Below are 23,877 nucleotides of genomic sequence, written 5' to 3' on the forward strand. Positions count from 1 at the left end.
AGATTACTATTACTCATATTTAAGAAACATTATATGATTAGGGTTTGATTTTGTTTCTGATAGTTTGAAGCTATATTCTCCTACAATTTTATATCCGATTTTGGTATAAAAATTTATAGCAGTTTGGTTTTCTGTCCAGACTGCTAACCAAATACCTTTCTGATTATTTTTTTTTGACAATTGAATATTAAATTCTAATAGTTTAGCACCAAGTTTTTGTCCGTAGAACTCTTTTAGAAGGTATAAACGGTCTAATTTTGTAACGTTTAACTCATTAATATCTTGGTTAGCACAGCTCAATTCTATTTTAGAATACCCAGCAACGATATCATTAGAGTAAATAAGATGATATTGAACCTTAGTATTCTCAAACTCTTTAGATATACTTTCTTTATTGTAAGTCTTAGAAATAAAACTATTCATGTCTTCTACTGAAGCACTATGTCCATGAGATTCTAAAAATGCTTTTTTTCCAATTTCTGCAATTAATTCTGCATGCTCAATACCTACTTTTACTATTTTAATCATTCATTTAAAATTTCTTAGTTTTTATGTTCAATTTGCTTATTTAGCTTTATTAACTAATAAACAAAAAGCACTCACAGATAGAAAATCCATGAGTGCTTTTTTATGATATTATAGCTAGGTAACTATTGTTATAACTAGTTTTTATACACTTTTAAAGCTTCTCCTAAAATTTCTACAGATCTAATTAAATCACTTTTGTTTAAAACATAAGCCATTCTAATTTGGTTTTTACCTTCACCTTCCGTAGAATAAAATCCGCTTGCAGGTGCTACCATAACGGTTTCGTTATTCAAATTAAAATCTTCTAATAACCATTTTGCAAAGTTATCAGAATCTTTAATAGGCAACTCAGCAACACAGTAAAAAGCACCTTTTGGGTTGGCAACTTTTACTCCTTCAATTTTATTCAACTCTGCAATTAAAGTATTTCTTCTGTCTACATATTCTTCTTTTACATCATCAAAATATTGTTGAGGAGTATCTAAAGCAGCTTCACTGGCAATTAATGCGTATGTTGGTGGACTTAAACGTGCTTGGGCAAATTTAATAGCTGTTTTTATAAAATCTTCGTTTTTAGAAACAATACAACCAATTCTTGCTCCACACATACTATAACGTTTAGAAACAGAATCTATAATAATAGAATTTTGCTCTAAACCATCTAAGGCCATTACAGAAGTATGTTGTAAACCATCGTAGGTAAATTCTCTATACACTTCATCAGCAATTAAAAATAAATCATGTTTTAAAACAATTTTCTTTAATTTCTCAATCTCTTCTTTTGAGTATAAATATCCGGTAGGGTTACCGGGGTTACAAATTAATATTGCTTTGGTTTTTTTTGTGATTAATTTCTCAAAATCTTCAATTTTTGGCAATGCAAAATTATTTTCAATTTTAGAAATTACAGGAACAACTGTAACTCCAGAAGCGGTAGAAAATCCGTTGTAATTTGCGTAAAATGGTTCTGGGATTATAATTTCATCTCCCGGATCTGTAATACTACCAATAGTAAAAAGCAAGGCTTCAGAACCACCAGTTGTAATTACAATATTGTCTGCAGTTACATTAACATTGTGTTTTTTATAATAAGAAACAAGTTTGTTTCTATATTCTTCAGAACCTTCAGAACGTGCATACGCTAATGTTGTAATTGTATTGTTTTTTACAGCATCTAAAGCAACTTGTGGTGTTTTTATATCTGGTTGACCTATATTTAAATGGAATACTTTAACACCTCTTTTTTTAGCATCTTCGGCATATGGTACCAATTTTCTAATTGGTGATTCTGGCATTTTTAATCCTTTCTTAGATATTGCAGGCATAATTATGGTTTAAATATTTGTGTATGCGAATTTCCGAAATATTTTTTACTTTAAAGAGTATATTAAAGAAACTTTAACGCTGATACTTGACAGTGTAAATAGGTTAAAATCTTAAGTTGTATCTTCTACAGGTTCTAAAAACAAGCAACTTGATAAAAATATATGCTCTTATAATAGCTTCATTTTTATTTTCATTGACAGCTAATTCTCAAACGGCTTTTAGATTTAATGAAAAAAATAAGCATAGCCAACAAATTAAATTTAGGTTGATTAATAATTTGATTGTAATTCCTTTAGAAATTAATGGTAAAGAATTGTCGTTTATTTTAGATACTGGAGTTAATAAAACTATTTTATTTAATTTATCAGAAAAGGATAGTGTTAGTTTGTTAAATACCACAAAAGTTAAGTTACGTGGTTTAGGTAATGGGGATGCTGTAGATGCTATTATTTCTACAAATAACACTTTTAAAATAAAGGATTTAGTAAGTAATAATGAAACTGTTTATGTTATTCTAAAAGATTTTTTTGATTTATCGAGTAAAATGGGAACAACTATTCATGGAATAATTGGGTATCGTTTATTAAAAAATACAATTATAAAAGTTAACTATAAAACACAAAGAATTTATTTTTATAATCCTAAAACTTATACCTACAAGAAGTGTAAAAAATGTGAAACAATTCCGTTTCAATTTCATAGAAAGAAACCATACATAGATGCTAAAGTTCGTATAGATACTGTGGGAAGTAAATTTGTAAACGTAAGATTATTAGTAGATTCAGGTGGTAGTGATGCTATGTGGCTTTTCGAAAACTCTAAAAGAGCGATTAAAACACCAAAACGTTTTTTTAACGACCTTTTGGGAGAAGGATTAAGTGGGCCTATTTATGGAAATAGAAGTAGAGTTCCTAAATTTAAAATGGGGCGTTTTGTAATTGAAAATCCTACAGTTTCTTTTTTAGATTCTGTCTCTACACACAATGCAAGAAAATTTAAGGAAAGAAATGGTAGTGTTGGTGGCGGTGTATTAAGTCGGTTTAAAGTTTGGATTGATTACCCGAATAAAATAATCACTCTAAAAAAGAATGGTTCTCTTAATTCGGGGTTTAATTATAACATGAGTGGTTTAGATATAGTGTATAACGGAAAACAATTGGTAAAAGAAGAAATAGCAGAAAAACATAAGAATGTTAATGATTATGAAATGCCTGCTAATAATTCGGTTTCTTTTGTAACCAAATATTCCTTTAATTTTAAACCGTCATTTATGATTCGTCGTGTGGTTAAAAACTCAGCTGCTGAAAAAGCAGGTTTATTAAAAGGTGATGTAATTCTTAAAATAAATGGAAGACAAGCACACGACTTAAAGCTGGATGATATTATCTATAAATTTCAAGAAAGGGTTAAAAAGAAAATTCGAATTACAATTAAACGCAATGGCGTAAAAATGGAATTCGAATTTCGATTAGAAAAAAAAATATAGTTTAAATATCTGTTAAGATACTTTTATCTTTCTCTAAAGAAAGTTCTTTATTTACAAAACCTCTAATTTTAATCATCTTTCTAGGATTCTTAGCATTAGAGAAAACTGTAATTGTTTTAGAGAAGCCACCAACTCTTTTGGTATCATAAGAAACTTTAATTTCTCCTTTTTGTCCTGGCATAATAGGTTGTTCTGGTTTTTTTGGCACCGTACAACCACAAGAAGATTGAATGTTTTTTATAATTAAAGGTTGGTCTCCAACGTTTGTAAAAACAAAAACTCTTTCTCCATTAGAAGCTTTATCAATTTTACCATAGTTAATTGTTTCCTCTTCAAATTTAAATTCTTGAGCGTTTATAGAAAAAGAAATAAAGAATACAACTAATAATGTTCCGAAGGTTTTCATAATAAATGTTTTATACTGTAAAATTAAGACTAATAATTTGTTTTAAAAAATCAACTACTAATTTTCTCTACAAAATAGATAATTGTACTTTTGCTAACTATATTACAAAAACAATACCAAAGTATGACAATTCCATCTAAATATGATGCAAGCCAAGTAGAAGATAAATGGTACGACTACTGGATGAAAAACAACTATTTTCATTCTACGCCAGATGAAAGAGAGCCTTATACAATTGTAATTCCGCCGCCAAACGTTACAGGGGTTTTACACATGGGACACATGTTAAACAATACCATACAAGATGTATTAATAAGACGTGCACGTTTGTTAGGTAAAAATGCATGTTGGGTTCCCGGTACAGATCATGCATCTATTGCTACAGAAGCAAAAGTGGTTGCTAAATTAAAAGAGCAAGGAATTACTAAAAACGATTTAACGCGTGAAGAGTTCTTGCAACATGCCTTTGATTGGAAAGATGAATACGGAGGTAAAATTCTGGAACAATTAAAGAAGCTTGGTGCTTCTTGCGATTGGGAAAGAACTGCTTTTACAATGGATCCAGAAATGTCTGAATCTGTAATTAAAGTTTTTGTTGATTTATACAACAAAGGTTTAATTTATAGAGGGTACAGAATGGTAAACTGGGATCCAGAAGCAAAAACTACACTTTCTGATGAAGAAGTAATTCATGAAGAAAGACAAGGAAACTTATACTATTTGCAATATAAGATTGAAGGATCTGATGATACTTTAACCATTGCAACTACAAGACCAGAAACTATTTTTGGAGATACTGCAATTTGTATCAACCCAAATGATGAGCGTTTTACGCATTTAAAAGGTAAGAAAGCAATTGTACCTTTATCAAATAGAGTAATTCCTATTATAGAAGATGAATATGTAGATTTAGAATTTGGTACAGGTTGTTTAAAAGTAACGCCTGCACACGATGAAAATGATAAGAATTTAGGAGACAAGCATAAATTAGAAGTAATTGATATTTTTAATGATGATGCTTCTTTAAATTCCTTCGGATTACATTATCAAGGAAAAGATCGTTTTGTTGTAAGAAAAGAAATTGCAATAGAATTAGAAGAAAAAGGCATTTTAGTAAAAACGGAAGTTCATACAAATAAAGTAGGAACATCAGAAAGAACAAAAGCTGTTATAGAACCAAGATTGTCTGATCAATGGTTTTTAAAGATGAAAGATCTTGCACAACCTGCAATTGATGCAGTTTTAGGTGAAGATGCAGAAATCAATTTATATCCAAAGAAATTTGAAAACACATACCGTCATTGGATGGAAAATGTGCGTGATTGGAATATTTCTCGTCAACTTTGGTGGGGACAACAAATTCCTGCTTATTTCTACGGAGACGGAAAAGAAGATTTTGTAGTTGCAGAAAATATTGATGATGCTTTAGTTTTAGCAAAAGAAAAAACAGGAAATACTTCGCTGTCGGCGTCCGACCTTCGTCAGGATGAAGATGCTTTAGATACGTGGTTTTCTTCTTGGTTATGGCCAATGTCTGTTTTCGATGGAATTAGAAATCCAGAGAACGAAGAAATTAAATATTATTACCCAACAAACGATTTAGTTACCGGACCAGATATTTTGTTTTTCTGGGTTGCAAGAATGATTGTTGCAGGTTATGAATATAAAGACGAAAAGCCTTTTAACAATGTGTATTTAACTGGTTTAGTTAGAGATAAACAAAGACGTAAAATGTCTAAATCTTTAGGGAACTCGCCAGACGCATTAGGATTGATTAAAGCTTATGGAGCAGATGGAGTAAGAGTAGGTCTTTTATTAAGTTCTGCTGCTGGAAACGATTTAATGTTTGATGAAGATTTATGTCAGCAAGGAAAAGGGTTTGCAAATAAAATTTGGAATGCTTTCCGTTTGATAAAAGGTTGGGAAGTAGATGCAAGTTTACCACAACCAGAAACTTCTAAAATTGGTTTAGAATGGTATGAGGCAAAGTTTCAAAAAACGTTAGCAGAAATAGAAGATCATTTCTCTAAATACCGTTTGTCTGATGCTTTAATGGCAATTTACAAACTAATTAATGATGATTTTTCTTCATGGTTATTAGAGATTGTAAAGCCTGCTTACCAACAACCAATAGACAAGCAAACGTTTGATGCTATTATAGAAGTTTTAGAAAACAACTTAAAAGTATTGCATCCATTTATGCCATTTTTATCAGAAGATATTTGGCAATACATTGCAGATAGAACACCAGAAGAAGCTTTAATTATTGCAAAATATCCAGTAATTAAAGATTTTGATGCGAAGATTATAGAAGATTTCGAATTTGCAACAGGAGTTGTATCAGGAATTAGAACCATCAGAAAAGATAAAAACATTTCTTTTAAAGATGTGGTAGAATTGTTTGTAATAGATAATGACAAAAGCACTAAAGAATTTGATGCTGTTATTCAGAAATTAACAAATACATCAGTTATAAACTATGTTTCAGAAAAAGTAGAAGGGGCATCATTTAGAGTAAAATCTAATGAATACTTTGTACCAATTTCTATAGAAAATATAGATGTAGAAGCTGAAATTAAAAAACTAGAAGGCGAACTTAAAAGAGCTGAAGGTTTTTTATTCGGAATTACAAAGAAGTTATCTAATGAACGTTTTGTAAATAATGCACCAGAAAAAGTGTTGGCTTTAGAACGTAAAAAAGAAGCAGATACAGTAGCAAAAATTGAAACTATTAAAAGTAGTTTGAGTTCGCTACAATAATTTTTTTTTTTTTAATATTATAAGCCCATGAAAATTAAGTTTTTATGGGCTTTTTTTTATTTTATAAAAAAAAATGAATTTTTAAGGTAGGGTATTTATAAACTGAGTTGTTTAAATAATAGAAGTAACATTAAATAACTAAATAACCGCTATAGGTTATATCATTTAAACTAATTAATTATGAAAAAATTTATTATACCTGTTGTAGCAATATCGTTAATGGCAACATCTTGTGTTTCTAAAAAAAAGTATGTAACGCTAGAAAATCAGTATATTAATACAAAAGGAACGCTTCAAAAAACTACTTTAGAAAAAGAAGCACTAGAGGGGAAATTTGCTAAAATTGAAAGTAGGGTTGCTGATTACAATGAAAAAATTAATTCACTTAAAAGTGATAATTCAAGCTTACAAGATGCTAATGATGTTAAGTTAGATATGGTTGGTAAAACAGCTGTTATTTCTAATAAGACAAGAGAGAGAATGAGAGAAACTTTATCAAAAGTAGATCCGGCAAAGTTAGCAAAAGCTAAAACTTTAAAAGATTCTTTAAACCTTGCCATTTCTTATAATTTAAAAAATAAGTTTGATAATTCTGATTTAACAGATTCTGATGATTTAAATATAGACATTGATCAAACGGTAGTAATGATTTCTGTTTCTGATAAATTATTATTTAACAACGCAAGTTATAGAGTTAAAAATGGTGCTTATGGTTTAATTGAAAAATTAGCGGCAGTTATAAAATCTGAACCAAGTATGGATGTAATGATTGAAGGACATACAGATTCTAGAACAATTAACAATGCTGTAGTACAAGATAACTGGGATTTAAGTGTAAAGAGAGCTACATCTATTGTACGTCTTTTAGAAAGTAAATATAATATTGAAGGAAGTAGGTTAATTGCTGCAGGTAGAGGTTCTACAATGCCTTTAGTAGAAAATACGACTAATGATAATAGAGCAAAAAATAGAAGAACTAGAATTGTAATTTTACCAAATTTAGATAAATTCTTTGCTTTATTAGCAGATGATCAACTTTCTGAATAAGAAAATTGTATGAAAAAGGAAGAGTTTAGGAAAAGGAAAAGTGTAGTATTAAATAGTGAAAAGCTCCTTGTTAAAGGAGCTTTTTTTATGTAATAAATAATCCACTTTTTATTCGTAGATAATAAAAACAAGAATAAAAGGTGCTTTTATAATTTTATTTTAAGCTAAAATCGAATTAATTCTAGCCAATTCTTCTTCAGAAAAAATAGTATTTTCAGTAGCCTTTAAACTATCTAAAATCTGTTCAGTTTTACTAGCTCCAATTAATACAGACGTAATTCTATCATCTTTTAAAATCCAAGAAATTGCCATTTGTGCTAAATTCTGATTTCTGCTTTTAGCAACTTCATTTAAAGCTTTAATTTTAGGCAACATTTCCATCACTTTATCCGTTTTTAAATAACGACCATCTTTAACAGCTCTAGAATCTTTAGGCAATCCGTTAATATATTTATCGGTTAACATTCCTTGTGCTAAAGGAGAAAAACAGATTGCACCAACTCCAGAGTTTCCTAATAAATCTACCAATCCGTCTTCTATCCAACGATCAAATAAACTATATCTTGGTTGATGAATTAAACACGGAGTTCCTAAGTCTTTTAATATTTTAAATGCCTTTTCAGCTTCTTTAGGCTGATAATTAGAAATACCAACATACAAAGCCTTTCCTTGTCTTACCATTAAATCTAAAGCCCCCATTGTTTCTTCTAATGGAGTATCTGGATCTGGTCTGTGATGATAAAAAATATCAACATACTCTAAGTCCATTCTTTTTAAACTTTGGTCTAAACTAGAAATTAAGTATTTCTTGGAACCAAAATTTCCATAAGGACCTTCCCACATATCATAACCTGCTTTCGATGAAATAATCAATTCATCTCTATATTTTTTAAAATCCTTTTTTAAGATTTTACCAAACGTTTTTTCTGCAGAACCATAAGGCGGTCCGTAGTTGTTTGCTAAATCGAAATGTGTAATTCCATTATCAAAGGCACATTTTAATAAATTTCGAGCATTATCAAAATCATCATTTTTACCAAAGTTATGCCATAAACCTAAAGAAAGTTCAGGTAAAAGCAAACCGCTATTTCCTGTTCTTCTGTAATTAATTTTCTTATAGCGATTTTCATCTGCTATGTATTTTTGTTTTATACTCATTATATGAAAAAATATTTTTTTAAACCAAAAAGTTGTTAAAAAATAAGTACTTTTTAGTAGTTAGTTGCTAAATTGGCAACTGAAACTTAAAACTGTTTACTAAATTTATGCAATGCTTCTTTTAATATAGTTATTGGGTGTTTTGCAACACGTTTTGTTCCATCAAAAATTTGATGTCTACAACTTGTACCTGCGGCAACAATTTGTGTTTCTTGGGGTGTATTTCTTATTTTTGGAAACAAAGTATCTTCACCAACTTGCATAGAAACTTTGTAATGTTCTTTTTCATATCCAAAAGAACCTGCCATTCCGCAACAACCAGAATTGATAATTGTAACTTTATAATTTTCTGGAATGTTTAAAATCTGAAAACTTGCATGCGTACCTGACAATGCTTTTTGATGGCAATGTCCGTGTATTTTTAAAGTTTTAGCGGCACTTGTAAATAGAGAGGTATCAATATTTCCTTTCTCTAGTTCTTTTGCTAAAAACTCTTCGAACGTAAAACTGTTTTTTGCAATTTTTTCTGCGGATGCTTTATCATCAGCTAAACGAATATATTCGTCTCTAAAGCCTAAAATTGCAGAAGGTTCTACACCTAATAACGGAGTTTCGTCTGTTATAATGTCTTTAAAAATAGCAACATTATTATTACAAATTTGTTTCGCTTCTTTTAAAAATCCTTTAGAAATATGACTTCTTCCACTTTCATCGTGGGCAACGGTTTTTACTTCATACCCTAATTTTTCTAATAAAATAACGGCATCTTGTCCAATTTCTGCATCGTAAAAGTTGGTGAATTCATCATTAAATAAATAAACCGCTTTTTTAGATGTTTTTGGGTGATGCTTCTTTAACCAACTATCTAAAGTCTGATTCGCTAATTTAGGTACAGAACGTTCTACAGCAACTCCTAAAACCTTTTTAGCAAGTGTAGAATTGGTGAAGAAGTTAGTAATAGAAGGAAAAGCACTTCCTAATTTATTGTATTTGGCATTGTTTGCAAACATTTTGTTTCTAAAAGAATAACCATTTGCTTCTTGATATTGATATAAAAACTCTGCTTTCATCGTAGCAATATCTACATTACTTGGGCATTCTGATGCACAAGCTTTACAACTTAAACAAAGGTCAAAAACTTGTTTTAATTCTTTATGATTAAATTTATTTGTTTGGTCTGAGTTTGTTAAAAACTCACGCAAGGTGTTTGCTCTTGCTCTTGTAGTATCTTTTTCGTCTTTTGTAGCTCTGTAACTTGGGCACATAGTTCCGCCGGCTTCTACAGGTTTTCTACAATCTCCAGAACCATTACATTTTTCTGCTAATTTTAAAATTCCTTCACTATCAGAATAATCTTGAATGGTTTCTATCGTAGGTTCATCTCTATCAATTTCATATCGCAGGCTTTCATCCATCGCAAAAGCATCTGTAATTTTACCTTGATTAAAAACGTTGTTTGGGTCAAATGCTTTTTTAAGGCGTCTTAATAATTGATAATTTTTATCACCAATCATTATAGGTATAAACTCTGCACGCACAATTCCGTCTCCATGTTCACCAGAAAAAGAACCTTTGTATTTTTTGACTAATAGTGCCGTTTCTGTGGTAATTTTTCTAAATAAAACTACATCTTTCTTTTTCTTTAAATTTAAAATAGGACGTAAATGCAATTCACCAGCACCTGCATGTGCATAATACACCGCATTTTGTTGGTATTTCGCCATAATTTGGGTAAACTCTTCTATATAATTTGGCAAATCTTCTAAAGCAACTGCAGTGTCTTCTATACAAGCAACTGCTTTATTATCGCCAACAATATTTCCTAAAGCACCTAAACCAGCTTTACGTAAGTAATGTACTTTAGCAATATCTGCTCCGTACACTTTTGGATGATGATATCCGAAATTATTTTTTTCTAAATCGGCAATTAGTTTATCTGCTAAAATCTCTGTTTCTTCAATGGTATTTGCAGAAACTTCTAACATTAAGATAGCTCCTGGATCTCCTTGTAAAAAGAAACGATTTTTAGCTAATTCTCTGTTGTTTTTTGTACAGTCTAAAATAGTTTTATCCATCAATTCACAATTATACAAATTGTGATTCATAGCAATTACAGTAGCTTTTAAACTTTCGTTGATGGTTTTAAAATGCGTACAAACCATGATGCTTTCAGTAGGAGGAAGCTCATCTAATTGCAACGTAATTGATGTTGAAAAAGCCAAAGTACCCTCACTACCCGTTAATAGTTTTGCAACGTTTATAGTTGGTGATGTTCCTCCAAATAAATCAGAAGTTAACAATTCATCAACCGCATAACCGGTACATCTTCTGTGGATGGTTTCTTTAGGAAATTCATTTTTTATTTCTTGTTGATTTTCTGTAATAGAAAGTTCATCAAAAAGATGCTTATAAATTTTTCCTTCTTGGGTATTTTCTTTTGTTTTTTTAATGAACTCTGCAGAAGTAATATCTTTAAAAATTGCAGTGCTTCCATCACTTAAAATAGCATCAACTTCTATTATTTTTTCACGTGTTGTTCCGTATTTTATAGAAGTACTTCCAGAAGAATTGTTACCAACCATTCCGCCCATCATACATCGGTTAGAAGTAGAGGTGTTTGGTCCGAAAAACAAACCAAAAGGTTTTAAGTATACGTTTAAAGAATCTCTTACAACTCCGGGTTGTACCGTAACTGTCTTTGCTTTTTCATCAAAAGAAATAATCTTAGTAAAATGCTTAGAAACATCTACTACAAGTCCATCACCAACACATTGTCCTGCTAAAGAAGTTCCGGCAGTTCTTGGTATTAATGTAATTTTATTTTTTGTAGCGAATTCAATTAAGGTTTTAATGTCTTTTTCATTCTTTGGAAAAGCAACCGCTAAAGGAATTTTACGATATACAGAAGCATCTGTAGCGTATAAAGTTTTGTGTAAATTATCAAAAAAAACATCACCAGAAAGTGAGTTACCTAAATTTTTTAAAGTAGTATTGTCTATCATTATTTACTATTGAAAAGTAAGAATATGTAACAAATATGCGAATAAAAAACTCATTATTTCTATCTCGAAAAACTTCTTTGATAATTTTTATCGATTCTATAAAAAATGATTTAAAAAACTGCTAATTTGAAAGGGTAAAAAAATGATATTTATAAATTTTGGCTATTTCTATGAATACGAATGATACTAGGTTTTAAAAAGTATCTTTGTAAAATATTATTTAGCATATAATTGGATACATATTGTTGTTAAATTTTTTCTATTTTATTTTAAAAAACTTGAATTGCAGATATAAAGTAACTGCAATTTCATATAATACCATATAAATTAATGAGTTCAGAGATACAATTACACAAACCAACACCAATTCGTTTAGGGGAAGACCTAATAAAATTCGATAGCAATACAGATGTAAGAGAAACGTTGTATGCAATGAGAGAAGGTAAATCGGTTTTAATTACTGAATTTTATAGTAACGGAATGTTACTTTTAAAAGAGCTGCAAAAACATTTAAAAATCCGTTTGCCTAATAAAACAATTAAAGAGCAACACGCGTTTCGTACGGAATATCATAGGCTTTCTAATTTAATTTTATTAAAAATTGTAAATCAGAAAGTAGCTGTAGATAAGGCACCAAAAATCGGTTGGTTTGATACATTGTATGCAAATAAAAATGACTTTTTATTAACGTTTCCAGAAGTGCAACGTTTAAATAGTACTTGGCAAAAGTATGATAAAGGAATTAAAGTGCCCGTTTTAAGAAACAAAGTACATCCTTATTATGGTGTTTATTTTCCTACTCGTTTTGATCATTTAACTTTGTTTGATAATTGGTTAAAACGTTATGAAGGTGCTAAAAAATCTGCAATAGATGTTGGTATTGGTAGTGGAGTATTGTCTTTTCAGATGGTGCAACATGGTTTTCAGAAAGTTTTTGGTACAGATACAAACCCAAATGCTATTTTAGGTTTAAAAGAATTTATGGGAGATACAAAGTTGTCTCGTAAAATAGAAGTGAATTACGGAAACCTTTTTGCAACTATAGAAAAAGAATCAGAATTGATTGTTTTTAATCCGCCATGGTTGCCTTCAATTTCTAATGAAGAAAATATAGATGAAGCTGTTTATTATAACAAAAACTTGTTTCCTAAGTTTTTTGCTGATGCAAGTAATAAATTGGCTGAAGGAGGGAAGTTAGTCGTTTTATTTTCGAATGCTGCAGAAATTAAAAATCTTACAAAGGAAAATCCGATAGAAAAAGAATTGGCAAAAGGAATTCGTTTTAAACTAGAAAAGTGTTTCAAGAAAACGATTAAACCTCCGGTTGATAAATCTAAAAGAAATAAAAAAGTAACCGTTTTAGAAGAAGCACAACTTTGGGTACTGACTAAAGTTTAGCATATTATTTGTCATTTCGACTTTAGGAGAAATCACATAAGGATGATCACATTAAATGTGTCAGCTTTGTGTGATTTTTCTTTTTGATTGAAAAGATAAAACTACATGTTGGTTTTTTATTTTTAATACTTTTGAGCAAGACATTTTTAAGATTAGATTAATATAAGAAACTCAACTTTGGGTTTTGACTCATACTACTTGTCATTTCGACGATAGGAGAAATCTCCTTACAGTGATAACACCAAATTGATCAGCCTTATGTGATTTCTCTCTTTGGTCGAAAAGATAAACCTCATGTAAATATTACCATTAAAGACTTCTGCGATAAGACATTTTTACGAATAAACTTTTTTTCTCGAATAAGTAAATAAACCCAAAACAGGACCAACTGCCAATAGCAGATAAATAAGGTTAGAATCCGTAGTTTCTGTATAGCTACTTATCAATTGAATGCTAACAATAGTAATTGCAAAACCAATACAATTTACTATGGTAAGCGCAGTTCCTTTATTTTTAGAATCTACATTTTGAGCAACTAACGTAGAGAATAATGGCGAATCTGCAATAACAACCATTCCCCAAAAGAGTAAAAAGGCAATAAACAGGTTTTCATTAGATAGTTGAAACATAAACGGAGCAACAAGACAACAAATACAAGAGAAAAATAAAGCCAAATAAGCAATGTTTTTAGGGCCATATTTTTCTGATAAATAACCAGCTATCACACAAGATATACTTCCTATTCCAATAATAAAAAACGATAATAGAGGAATATTAAAATGAGTGTTCGTATGTGAATCCGCATAGACTTTTAAAAGAATAGGCACAAAAGTCCAAAAGGTATAGAGCTCCCACATGTGTCCGAAATAACCAAAAGCAGCTTTTCTAAATTGAGTATTTTTAAATATTGAAAAACAAATGGTAATATCTAGTTTTTTTCCAGCAGTTCTATAAGGTCCATTGGGTACAAAAAGCAACATCAATAATCCGCCAAAAGCGGCTAAAGTAGAGATGGAAATTATAATTGTTTTCCAAGAATATTCTTGCATTAAGTCTTTTAGTAAATGAGGTAAAGCAGTTCCTAAAACCAAGGCTCCAACTAAATAACCTAAAGATTTACCTAGTCCTTTGTTAAAGTAATCTGTGGCAATCTTCATGCCTACAGGATAAATTCCAGCTAAGAAAAATCCGGTTAAAAACCGCATACCTATTAAAGTAAGAAACGTTTGATTTTCAAAAATAAGTCTCAAATTGAAAAATGCCCCTAAAATTGCACAGAAAAAAAACACTTTAGATGGCGAAAAACGGTCTGCAATGGTAAATAAAGCAAATACCAAAGTTCCGATAATAAAGCCAAATTGCACTGCAGATGTTAAATAACCTAATGCAATATCACTTAAATTAAAACTAGTTACTATATCGGTCATTACTCCGTTGCTTGCAAACCAGATTGAGGTACAGTAAAATTGAGAAATAATAATTATTGGAAGAATGTATTTTGATTTGCTCATAAAGAAAACGAAAGTACTATAAAGGAAGCAATAATCAATTAAAAAAATTTTGCCAGTTCATTAGAATCTCTATCTTTGATTTTGATGAAAAAAGTAAAAATCATAGAATGTCCTCGTGACGCAATGCAAGGAATAAAATCTCATTTTATTTCTACAGAGCAAAAAGCATTGTATATAAACTCCTTATTAAAAGTAGGGTTTGATACAATTGATTTTGGCAGCTTTGTTTCACCAAAAGCCATTCCGCAAATGCGAGATACGGCAGCTGTTTTATCAAAATTAGACTTGTCTAAAACACAAAGTAAACTGTTGGCAATTATAGCCAATGTAAGAGGTGCAAATGATGCTTCTCAGTTTGAAGAAATAGATTATTTAGGATATCCTTTTTCAATATCAGAAAACTTTCAAATGCGTAACACGCATAAAACAATACAAGAGTCTATAGAAACCTTAGATGCTATTTTAAATATTGCAGATAAAACCAATAAAGAAGTAGTTGCGTATTTGTCTATGGGATTTGGAAATCCGTATGGAGATCCTTGGAATGTAGAAATAGTAGGTGAGTGGACAGAAAAATTGTCTAAAATGGGCGTTAAAATATTATCGCTTTCAGATACTGTGGGGACTTCTACGCCAGAAGTAATAGACTATTTATTTAAGAATTTAATTCCGCAATATCCATCTATAGAATTTGGGGCACATTTACACACTACGCCAGATAAATGGCACGAAAAAGTAGATGCAGCTTTTAAAGCTGGTTGCAATCGATTTGATGGAGCGATTAAAGGCTATGGCGGGTGCCCAATGGCAAAAGATGAATTGACTGGTAATATGCCAACGGAAAAGTTGCTGAGTTATTTTACAGCTCAAAAAGCAGATATAAATTTAAAACCAATGAGTTTTGAAAGTGCTTATAACAAGGCTTTAGAGACTTTTATTTAGAGTTACTAACATTTTTCTTAATGTTTTAGAACAGCAAATTTGAATAAAGGCTCAATGTTTTATCAAATTGTAACATGTCACCTTGAGCGCAGTCGAAAAGGTTATTGCTCTCTTTTATTACAAATTATAACTGAATCAAAATGAAATTCACAAAATCACTTCTATACTTTTTATCAATCTTATTTTTAGCATCTTGTAATAAAGATGATCAGAAAATTGATTTTACTTTTCTACAATTAAATGATGTGTACGAGATTGCACCGATACAAGGAGGGGAATATGGTGGTATGGCAAGAGTAGAAACTGTGCATCAAGAATTATTGCAAGAAAACCCAAATACGATGCTTTTTATGGCGGGAGATTTTTTAAATCCGTCTTTACTAGGAACCATAAAAGTAGACGGAGAAAGAGTACGAGGAAAACAAATGGTTGAGGTAATGAATGCTATGAATTTCGATTTGGTAGCGTTTGGTAATCATGAGTTTGATATTCCGCTAGAGGATCTTCAGAAAAGATTAAATGAAAGTAATTTTCCTTGGATTTCTGCCAACGTAAAACTAAAAACAAAAGAAGCTGCTATTCCTTTTTACAAAGAAGTAAATGGTCATAAAGAACATGTAGGGGAAACATTTGTTAAAGAATTTTCTGATGCTGATGGAACAAAGATTAAAGTAGGTTTTATAAGTGTTTGCATTCCGTCTAACCCAAAAGAGTTTGTAGAATATGGTAATATGTTTGTAAAAGCAAGAAGTTCTTATGCAGCTATTAAAGATTCTGTAGATGTTGTTTTTGGTTTAACACACGTTAAAATTAATAATGATAAAAGAATTGCAAAGTTAATACCAAATTTACCGCTAATTATGGGTGGTCATGAACACACCAATTCTTATGATACGGTAGGAGATGTAATTATAGCAAAAGCAGATGCTAATGCAAAAACAGTATATGTACATAGAATTTCTTATGATAAGAAAACAAAGAAAACGATTGTAAAATCTGAATTAAAAGAAATTAATGCAACGATAAAATCGGATGAAAAAGTAGGAGAAATCGTTAACAAATGGCAAACTATTTTAACTGCAAAAATTAAAGAAGTTATTAAGAATCCGGATGAAGTTATTTTTGAAGCTAAAACACCTTTAGACGGTAGAGATACACCAATTAGAAGTACCCAAACAAATTTAGGTGTACTGATTACAAAAGCGATGTCTTTTGGGTATAAAGATGAGGTAGATTGTGCGTTGGTTAATGGTGGTTCTATAAGAATAGATGATCAACTAAGTGGGCATATTACCGCAGTAGATATTTTTAGAGTGTTGCCTTACGGAGGCGAAGTTTTAAAAGTAGAAATTAAAGGAAGATTATTAAAAAGAGTGTTAGATTATGGGGTTTTGGCTGCAGGAAATGGCGCTTATTTACAACGCTATAATGCAGAAAAAGTAGGGGATACTTGGATGATTAAAAACCAAAAGTTAGACATCAACAAAACGTATACGGTTGCTTTTTCTGACTATTTATTAAAAGGGTTTGATATTCCTTTTTTATCCGAAGAAAACAAAGAAGTGCTTTCTATTTATACACCTAAAGCAGAAGAGCTAAGTTTTGATATTAGAAAAGCAGTAATAGCATATTTAAAATCATTGTAGTAGTATTATTTGTAAAATAAATACATGTGTTTATAAAGCTTGTATTCTAGTTTTTTAAGGCAGCAATTTATACGGTTTCTATAGAGATTATTTTAAAGCAAGTTGTTGTTGTAGAAAAAACTAACCTTTATTTAACGTTAAAATTCATATATTATTTGTAAATTTGCACGCAATTATATCTTAATTGCAACATGACAGCACACGACAACAAAATTTTAGGAGAAGGATTAACATATGACGACGTTCTTTTAGTCCCAGCCTTTTCTGAAGTACTTCCAAGAGAAGTAAGCATTCAAACAAAATTTACTAGAAATATTACAATCAACGTTCCTATTGCATCTGCTGCTATGGATACCGTTACAGAATCTGCATTGGCAATTGCTATTGCAAGAGAAGGTGGTATTGGTGTTTTACATAAAAATATGACTATTGAGCAACAAGCGAAAGAAGTTAGAAAAGTAAAACGTGCAGAAAGCGGAATGATATTAGATCCGGTAACTTTGCCTTTAACGGCTGTTGTTTCTGAAGCGAAGGCAAACATGAAAGAACATGGTATTGGAGGAATTCCTATTGTAGATGACAATGGTATCTTAAAAGGAATTGTTACAAATAGAGATTTACGTTTTGAGCATAATGGGCAAAGACCAATTGTAGAAGTAATGACTAGCGAAAATCTAGTAACTGCTTCTGTAGGAACTTCTTTAGGTGATGCCGAAAAAATTCTTCAGAATTATAAAATAGAAAAACTTTTAATTGTTGATGAAGATTACAAATTAAAAGGATTAATTACATTTAGAGATATTACCAAAGTAACTCAAAAGCCAATTGCTAACAAAGATTCTTTTGGTAGATTAAGAGTTGCAGCTGCGTTAGGTGTTACTGGTGATGCTGTAGATAGAGCAGAAGCTTTAGTAAATGCAGGTGTAGATGCTGTAATTATAGATACTGCCCATGGTCATACTAAAGGTGTGGTAATGGTTTTAAAAGCAGTAAAAGCAAAGTTTCCAAACTTAGATGTGGTTGTTGGTAATATAGCAACTGGTTCAGCAGCTAAATATTTAGTAGAAGCAGGAGCAGATGCCGTAAAAGTTGGTATTGGTCCAGGTTCTATTTGTACTACAAGAATTGTTGCAGGAGTTGGTTTTCCTCAATTTTCTGCAGTTTTAGAAGTTGCCGCAGCTATTAAAGGTAGTGGAGTACCAGTTATTGCAGATGGTGGAATTCGTTATACAGGAGATATTCCTAAAGCAATTGCAGCCGGTGCAGATTCTGTAATGTTAGGTTCTTTATTGGCCGGAACAAAAGAATCTCCAGGAGAAACCATTATTTACGAAGGAAGAAAATTCAAATCTTATAGAGGGATGGGATCTGTAGAAGCAATGAAAAAAGGTTCTAAAGACAGATATTTCCAAGATGTAGAAGATGATATTAAAAAATTAGTTCCAGAAGGTATTGTAGGTCGTGTTCCTTATAAAGGAGAATTAGCGGAAAGTATTCACCAATTTATTGGAGGTTTACGTGCAGGTATGGGATACTGTGGTGCTAAAGATGTAGAAACATTAAAAGAAACAGGACGATTTGTAAGAATTACCGCAAGCGGAATTAATGAAAGTCATCCTCATGATGTTGTTATTACTAAAGAATCTCCTAATTATAGTAGAAGATAAAGAGCTTTCTTCTAAAAATATAAAACCGAGTAAATTTAATTTACTCGGTTTTTTTTATGACCTAAATAATTTGATAAATATTATTTTAATTCAATTTTAGCATTGCTTTCTTCTAATAGATGTATGTACTCATCTACTTTAAATACTTTACTATTAAATCTAGAAGTTCTATTTCGTCCTTCACTTTGCCTCGTAATACTTCTAGCAAAACGTCTTACTTCATCTTTAGTCGTTAAGATAATACCAGGAACAGGAGTACTTTTTCCGTCATCATCTTTTGCAACCATGGTAAAATAAGAAGAGTTACAATGTTTTGTTTCTCCGGTTCTAATGTTTTCAGAATCGACACGTAAACCAACAACCATAGATGTTCTACCCGTAAAATTGATAGACGCTTTCATGGTTACCAATTCTCCAACTTCAATAGGATTTAAAAAATCTACCTTATTTACAGAAGCAGTTACACAATAATTTCCAGAGTGTTTAGAAGCACAAGCAAATGCAATCTGATCCATTAAGTTTAAAATATAACCTCCATGAATTTTACCACTAAAATTAGAGTTAGATGGTTTCATCAACTCCATAATTTTTACTTGTGATTCTTTAATATGTTTATATTGTTTATTCATAATTTCGTTTTATACTTATAACTACTAGAGCCTCTATAGCTTAATATTTTGGTTCGTATTTTATATTTCTAAAAAGCTAAATTATCAATTTATTTACGCTATTAAATAAAAAAGAGTATTTATTATATATTATTAGGCATTTCTTAGTGAAATGGAATAATTATTACGGATTATTTATTTCAAATATATAAAATTATACAATAACTTGTTGTGTCGTGCTAATTTTAAAGAACTTTAGAAATCCGTATTTAAGTTATTTTTGATAAAAAATGCTGAGAAAACTGATTTTGAAGTTAAAATTTACTTGAATTTATAGAAATATATAAAAAAGCAGCACCTAAATTTTATGATATGTTAATGTCCGAAGAAATAAAGTTTTAGAATAGTATAAAAAAAGTGCTGTTTTATTTGAGACTTGATAAAAACGAATTGTAATTAATAGAATTCGTATTTTTTATGCTCATTTTAAATTAAATTTGTGGCACTTTTAAAAAGATAAAATGAATTATATTCTATTTGATGGAGATGTTAGAAACGCTCTATTACCTTTTACCTATACAAAACCAGTTGCAGACATAAGAATAGGAATATTAACCATTAGAGAAAAATGGGAAACACATTTAGGGCTAACTACCACAACTATTACAGAGGAATATTTAGAAGAAAAATATCCGATGGTAGAAATGGAAGAAAATATATTGATAAATGCTTCATTTTGTCCGACAGAGAGTTTGGTTGAAAAAATAAAGAATTTATCAAAAAATGAAGCTATTTTTAAAGGTGAAGATGTAATTGCTTTTTATACTTCTGATTCTCAGGAAGAAGTGAATTTTGATGAGTATACTCAAATTGAGTTTGAAGAAGACTTGATTCAAATTAAAAATACGTGGGATATTTTTTCTTTAAATGACAAAGCGATTCAGCAAGATTTCGATTTAATTACAGAAGGAAGAGAGTCTGCTCCTATACCTGAAGGAACAAGGTATTTGAACAAAGAAAATATTTTTATTGAAGAAGGTGCAGAAATTACTTTTGCCACTTTAAACGCATCTACAGGACCAATTTATATTGGTAAAGATGCTGTTGTGATGGAAAATTCAGGAATTAGAGGTCCTTTTGCAATGTGTGAAAAAGCGGTTGTAAAATTAGGAACTAAAATATTTGGAGCAACTACTTTAGGGCCTTATTGTAAAGTAGGAGGAGAAATCAGTAACACTGTTTTATTTGGATATTCAAGTAAAGGGCACGATGGTTATTTAGGAAATTCTGTAATAGGAGAATGGTGTAATTTAGGTGCAGATACAAACAACTCTAACCTTAAAAATAATTATGATGAGGTAAAATTATGGGATTATCAAACAGGTAGATTTGCAAAAACAGGCTTGCAGTTTTGTGGTCTAATGATGGGAGATCATTCTAAATGTGGAATTAACACGATGTTTAATACAGGAACAGTAATTGGTGTAAGTGCCAATGTTTTTGGAAGTGGATTTCCAAGAAATTTTATACCTTCTTATAGTTGGGGAGGAGCTTCTGGTTTTACAGAATATAAAACAAATAAAGTTTTTGAAGTTGCAGAAGTTGTAATGAAACGTAGAGAAATGGTTTTTGAAGAAATAGATAAACGAATTCTAGAACACGTTTTCGAAGAAACAAAACAATATAGAAATTACTAAAAAGTTTTTAGTTGCAGTAAGTAGTTCGTTTTTATTGAAAACGGTTACCAATTTAAGTGTGATAGTAACTCGTAAGTGAGATCTATCACACTTGTTGTTTAGTAAGTAGATTTAAAATGAAAACAGGACTTCACGAGCGGGACGCTCGCGATAGCGGGAGACTATAATCATAGCTCTTACTTTAAATAGAGACTGAATAACTACACACTAAATACGGCAAACTATTTAATATGCATCCACATCCGTAATAAATCGGATAGGTCTAAAATCTTTAACAGCTTCAAAAGTATTTTTAATCTTTTGAAGTTGTTTTTTTGTTTGTGCTAAGTTTTGTTTTGGCGGAATTTTAATAACAATATTCTTAATATATTGATTTCTAACTCTAGAAACTGCTGGAGCTGTTGGTCCTAAAACATGCTCTCCAAAAGAACTGTATAAAGCCTTAAATAGCCAATTTACACCACTATCAACTTTGTTATAATCTTTGTGCTTTAAGGTGATTTTTATCAACCTAAAATAAGGCGGATATTTATATTGCCAACGTTCTTGTAATTGTTCTTTATACATCTCTGCATAACTTGTAGTAGATACTTGCTGTAATATTTGATGATGCGGATTGTAGGTCTGTATGGCTACATTTCCTTGTTTTTTACTTCTTCCAGATCTTCCAGAAACCTGTACCATCATATCATACGCGCGTTCATGAGCTCTAAAATCAGGAAAATTTAGCATCGAATCGGCATTTATAATTCCTACTAAAGTAACATTTTCAAAATCTAACCCTTTAGAAAGCATTTGAGTTCCTACTAAAACATCAATTTCTTTGGCTTCAAAAGCACCAATTATTTTTTGATATCCATATTTTCCACGCGTAGTATCTAAATCCATTCTTCCTATTTTATGATTAGGAAAGAGTTGCGTTAATTCTAACTCAATTTGCTCTGTACCAAAACCTTTATTGTCTAAAGTGTTACTTCCACAAGCTCCACAACTGTTAGGCATAGAACGTTGATAATTACAATAATGGCATCTCAATTCGTGTCTAAATTTATGATACGTTAAACTCACATCACAATTAGGACATTCAGGAGATACTCCACAAGTATTGCATTCTACAACAGGGGAAAATCCACGTCTATTTTGAAACAAAATCACTTGCTCTTTTAGATCTAAAGCTTCCTGAATCAGTTTTAGCAAACGATCAGAAAAATGACCAGTCATTTCCTTTTTTCGCTGTTTTTCTTTAACATCAATTAATTCAATTTTTGGCAATTGCACATTTCCATGACGGCGATTCAACTCTACAAAACCATATTTATTTTGTTGGGCATTAAAATAGCTTTCTAAAGATGGGGTAGCAGAACCTAATAATATTTTAGCCTTGTGAATTTTGGCCAAAACAATAGCAGAATCACGTGCATTGTACCTTGGTGACGGTTCAAATTGTTTGTAAGACGTTTCGTGTTCTTCATCTACCACAATTAAACCTAGATTAGAAAAAGGTAGAAATATAGAAGAACGTGCACCTAAAATAATTCTTGCTTTCGGTTTGTTTTCTAGAACATTATTCCAAACTTCTACACGTTCATTCATAGAGTATTTAGAGTGAAAAACAGAAATTTGCTCACCAAAATAAAATTGTAAACGCGTAATAATTTGTGTGGTTAACGCTATTTCGGGCAACAAGAATACTACTTGTTTTCCTTGGTCTAAAACTTCTTGTATTAACTTTGTATAAACCTCTGTTTTACCAGAACTTGTAATTCCGTGTAAAAGCGTAACGTCTTTTTCTTTAAAGGTTTCCTTGATTTCTAAAAGTGCTTTTTCTTGAAATTCATTTAGTACTTTTAAATCATTTGTATCTCCGTTAAACTGAATTCTATCTGTTTGAATGTGGTAAAATTCAAAAATATTTTTATCGACTAAAGATTTTAAGATGGTTGCAGAAACTTTTGCTTTTTCTTCTAAATCTTTCGCTTTTATTGGTTTTTTAGAAGTTGATAACTGAAAATATCCTAAAACGGCTTCCCGTTGTTTTTTGGCTCTAGACAATTCTTCTAATAACTTTCCTAAAGAATCATCCGAAGAATAATCTGCATGTAAACGAACATATTTTACCAATTTTGGTTTATATTGTTCGTAAATTTCTTCCTTAATGATTATGGCTTCTTTTTTAATTAAAGAGTTAATAATAGGCATTACTTTTTGCTTTCCTAAAATAGCAATTACTTGATGAATGGTCAATTGAGATTGATGCTGTAATGCTTCAAAAATTAAAAATTCATCATCTGTTAAAATAGCATCCTCAGAGAATTCTTCATTTTTATTGATAACACTTTCACTTTCTAACAAAAATGCAGAAGGCAAAGCAGCTCTATATACATCACCTAAAGAACACAGATAATAACTAGAAATCCATTGCCAATGTTTTAACTGCAACTCATTTACCAAAGGTACTTCATCTAAAATCTGATGAATTTCTTTGGCCTCATATAACGTTGGTTTAGTTTGGTGAATGTTTAAAACCAAGGCAGAATACATTTTCGATTTTCCAAAAGAAACCGCAACACGCATTCCTTTTTTTAGAAAATTAGCTTCGTCTTCAGTAACAGAATACGTGAATGTTTTCTGTATAGGAATGGGTAGTATGACGTCTATAAAATGTAGCAAATGACTTATTTTTAGGTATTTGTAA

16 protein-coding genes are annotated in these 23,877 nt (G+C 30.7%); 8 read left to right on the top strand and 8 right to left on the bottom strand.

Features of this window, described 5'->3' with window-relative positions; all coding sequences use genetic code 11:
• Window positions 1-9: 9 nt before the first annotated feature.
• Both WG945_RS01220 and WG945_RS01225 read right to left on the bottom strand, forming a co-directional pair.
• The gene (locus WG945_RS01220; RefSeq protein ID WP_068449762.1) at window positions 10-528 is read right to left on the bottom strand and encodes a GNAT family N-acetyltransferase; all 519 of its coding nucleotides are present in this window, start codon (window positions 526-528) and stop codon (window positions 10-12) included.
• A gap of 134 nt (window positions 529-662) precedes the next feature.
• On the bottom strand, window positions 663-1,853 hold the full coding sequence (locus tag WG945_RS01225) for a pyridoxal phosphate-dependent aminotransferase (RefSeq protein WP_068449763.1): 1,191 nt from the start codon (window positions 1,851-1,853) through the stop codon (window positions 663-665).
• Between the two features lie 149 nt (window positions 1,854-2,002).
• Between WG945_RS01225 and WG945_RS01230 the strand changes: the two genes are divergently transcribed.
• A complete protein-coding gene (locus tag WG945_RS01230; protein ID WP_197482080.1) occupies window positions 2,003-3,340 on the top strand; it encodes an aspartyl protease family protein in 1,338 nt (445 codons plus the stop codon).
• Window position 3,341: 1 nt separating this feature from the next.
• On the opposite strand, the gene WG945_RS01235 is transcribed toward WG945_RS01230, so the two are convergent.
• Window positions 3,342-3,746 (bottom strand): DUF1573 domain-containing protein, encoded by a 405-nt coding sequence (locus WG945_RS01235; protein WP_068449765.1) that lies wholly within the window; start codon window positions 3,744-3,746, stop codon window positions 3,342-3,344.
• A 123-nt stretch (window positions 3,747-3,869) separates the two neighbouring features.
• On the opposite strand from WG945_RS01235, the gene WG945_RS01240 reads away from it, so the two are divergent.
• Both WG945_RS01240 and WG945_RS01245 read left to right on the top strand, forming a co-directional pair.
• A complete protein-coding gene (locus WG945_RS01240) occupies window positions 3,870-6,506 on the top strand; it encodes a valine--tRNA ligase (protein WP_068449766.1) in 2,637 nt (878 codons plus the stop codon).
• A gap of 180 nt (window positions 6,507-6,686) precedes the next feature.
• Window positions 6,687-7,553, top strand: a complete 867-nt coding sequence (locus WG945_RS01245; RefSeq protein WP_068449767.1) for an OmpA/MotB family protein — start codon at window positions 6,687-6,689, stop codon at window positions 7,551-7,553.
• A 159-nt stretch (window positions 7,554-7,712) separates the two neighbouring features.
• Here WG945_RS01245 and WG945_RS01250 read toward each other — a convergent pair whose 3' ends face one another.
• Together WG945_RS01250 and WG945_RS01255 are read right to left on the bottom strand one after the other, a co-directional pair.
• Complete coding sequence (locus WG945_RS01250; protein ID WP_068449768.1) at window positions 7,713-8,711, bottom strand: aldo/keto reductase; 999 nt, start codon at window positions 8,709-8,711, stop codon at window positions 7,713-7,715.
• Window positions 8,712-8,797: 86 nt separating this feature from the next.
• Window positions 8,798-11,713 carry an FAD-binding and (Fe-S)-binding domain-containing protein gene (locus WG945_RS01255; RefSeq protein ID WP_068449769.1) on the bottom strand — a complete coding sequence of 972 codons (2,916 nt, stop codon included), beginning with the start codon at window positions 11,711-11,713 and terminating at the stop codon, window positions 8,798-8,800.
• Window positions 11,714-12,043: 330 nt separating this feature from the next.
• Between WG945_RS01255 and WG945_RS01260 the strand changes: the two genes are divergently transcribed.
• Complete coding sequence (locus WG945_RS01260) at window positions 12,044-13,111, top strand: methyltransferase (protein ID WP_068449770.1); 1,068 nt, start codon at window positions 12,044-12,046, stop codon at window positions 13,109-13,111.
• 335 nt (window positions 13,112-13,446) lie between these two features.
• Here the strand turns inward: WG945_RS01260 and WG945_RS01265 are convergent, their stop codons facing one another.
• Entirely contained in the window at window positions 13,447-14,622 is a 1,176-nt protein-coding gene (locus WG945_RS01265) for an MFS transporter (RefSeq protein ID WP_068449771.1), read from the bottom strand.
• Between the two features lie 84 nt (window positions 14,623-14,706).
• Between WG945_RS01265 and WG945_RS01270 the strand changes: the two genes are divergently transcribed.
• From WG945_RS01270 to guaB, 3 genes are all read left to right on the top strand, one after another.
• Window positions 14,707-15,564, top strand: a complete 858-nt coding sequence (locus WG945_RS01270) for a hydroxymethylglutaryl-CoA lyase (protein ID WP_068449772.1) — start codon at window positions 14,707-14,709, stop codon at window positions 15,562-15,564.
• A 140-nt stretch (window positions 15,565-15,704) separates the two neighbouring features.
• Window positions 15,705-17,210, top strand: a complete 1,506-nt coding sequence (locus tag WG945_RS01275; RefSeq protein WP_068449773.1) for a bifunctional metallophosphatase/5'-nucleotidase — start codon at window positions 15,705-15,707, stop codon at window positions 17,208-17,210.
• 191 nt (window positions 17,211-17,401) lie between these two features.
• Window positions 17,402-18,877, top strand: a complete 1,476-nt coding sequence (gene guaB / locus WG945_RS01280) for an IMP dehydrogenase (RefSeq protein ID WP_068449774.1) — start codon at window positions 17,402-17,404, stop codon at window positions 18,875-18,877.
• Between the two features lie 80 nt (window positions 18,878-18,957).
• On the opposite strand, the gene WG945_RS01285 is transcribed toward guaB, so the two are convergent.
• On the bottom strand, window positions 18,958-19,506 hold the full coding sequence (locus WG945_RS01285) for an acyl-CoA thioesterase (RefSeq protein WP_068449775.1): 549 nt from the start codon (window positions 19,504-19,506) through the stop codon (window positions 18,958-18,960).
• A gap of 500 nt (window positions 19,507-20,006) precedes the next feature.
• Between WG945_RS01285 and WG945_RS01290 the strand changes: the two genes are divergently transcribed.
• A complete protein-coding gene (locus tag WG945_RS01290; protein ID WP_068449776.1) occupies window positions 20,007-21,182 on the top strand; it encodes a GlmU family protein in 1,176 nt (391 codons plus the stop codon).
• 225 nt (window positions 21,183-21,407) lie between these two features.
• Here WG945_RS01290 and priA read toward each other — a convergent pair whose 3' ends face one another.
• Window positions 21,408-23,852: a replication restart helicase PriA gene (gene priA, locus WG945_RS01295; protein ID WP_197482081.1), complete on the bottom strand. Its 2,445-nt coding sequence runs from the start codon at window positions 23,850-23,852 to the stop codon at window positions 21,408-21,410.
• Window positions 23,853-23,877: the final 25 nt, after the last annotated feature.

This window comes from Polaribacter atrinae, from assembly GCF_038023995.1.
Taxonomy (GTDB): Bacteria; Bacteroidota; Bacteroidia; order Flavobacteriales; family Flavobacteriaceae; genus Polaribacter; species Polaribacter atrinae.